Annotated in this window: 1 protein-coding gene; it reads left to right on the top strand. The window is 62.5% G+C overall.

The features are described 5' to 3' along the window. Window positions 1-124: 124 nt before the first annotated feature. Window positions 125-1342, top strand: coding sequence for a DDE-type integrase/transposase/recombinase (locus ACVWY0_RS22280; RefSeq protein ID WP_485838631.1), 1218 nt, complete (start codon window positions 125-127; stop codon window positions 1340-1342). Window positions 1343-1356 lie beyond the last annotated feature (14 nt).

Genomic DNA, 1356 nt, shown 5'->3' with positions numbered 1-1356 from the left:
CGCGTTGACTCATCAAAGATGCCCGCGTAGCTGCTATCGAAGAATCATTTGGTAATGCCCGCGTAGCGGCGCGTCTGCTGGGGTGGTATCCGCTGGCCCGGCACTGTGAGCCATGGAGCTTTCGATGAGCGAACGCAAGGCCGTCACGAAGACCACTGCCCTCCGATATGCCCGGTCGGACCGTGCGGCCAAGAAGACCATCCTGGACGAGCTGTGTGCCCTGACGCTTTGGCACCGTGACCATGCGCGGAAGGCCCTGCGGCAGGCCCTGGTGCTCAAACAGGTCAAGCCCCGGCCGCCCAGGCCCCCGGTCTACGGCCAAGACGTGATCGAGGCGCTGCGGTTCTGCTGGGCCGTCCAGGGCACCCCGTGCGGGCGCCTGCTGGCTGCAGCGCTGCCGGATTTGGTTCCGCGGCTGCGCCGGTTCGAGGAGCTGAGTATCGAGGACGGGACGGCGGCGTTGTTGCTGAAGATCGCCCCTGCCACCATCGACCGCCGGCTCAAGGCAGACCGGGGCAAACTCGACCCAAGGGGCCGTTCCCACACCAAGCCCGGAACACTGCTCAAGGACTCCATCCCGATGCGGACCTGGGCCGAATGGGACGATGCGGTGCCCGGTTTTGTGGAGATTGATCTGGTCGGCCACGAGGGCGGAAATTCCAGGGGTGAGTTCTGCTTCACCCTGACGATCACTGACATTTCCACGGGGTGGACCGAGACCCGGTCGGTGAGGAACAAGGCCCAGAAATGGGTGTTCGCCGCGATCAAGGAAGCCACCGCGGCGTTCCCGTTCCCGGTCCGGGGGATCGATTCGGACAACGGGAGCGAGTTCATCAATTGGGGGCTGCTGCGGTGGTGCGAACAGGAGCAACTGACCTTCACCAGGTCCCGGTCCGGGAACAAGAATGACGGCGCCCATGTGGAACAGAAGAACTGGCATGTTGTCCGGCAAACCGTCGGATACCACCGCTACGACACGGCGGCCGAACTCGAGCTGCTGAACCGGATCTGGGCGTTGCAAGGGCAGCTGACCAATCACTTTGGACCCCAGCAGAAACTCGTCCAGAAGATCCGGACCGGCGCAAGGATCAGCAAGAAATATGACCGGCCGGCGACCCCGTACCAGCGGGTCCTGACCGACGAGGGCACGGTCCAGAAAGGTGTGAAAGCGAAGTTGAAGCGGGAAAACAAACCCTTGAATCCGGCGGCAATCCAACGACAGGTTCAAGCGCTCTGCGCTGAACTGCTCACCCTCACCACGGCCAAACAAGGCCCCAAGAGCCAACCAACCATCCGGGCACAATCAAATGATTCTTCGATAAACGCTACGCGGGCATCTTGACATGATTCCTCGGG

It is taken from the genome of Arthrobacter sp. UYNi723 (assembly GCF_054057635.1).
Note: the sequence above shows the minus strand (reverse complement) of the source record. Positions and strands in the feature narration are given on the sequence as shown.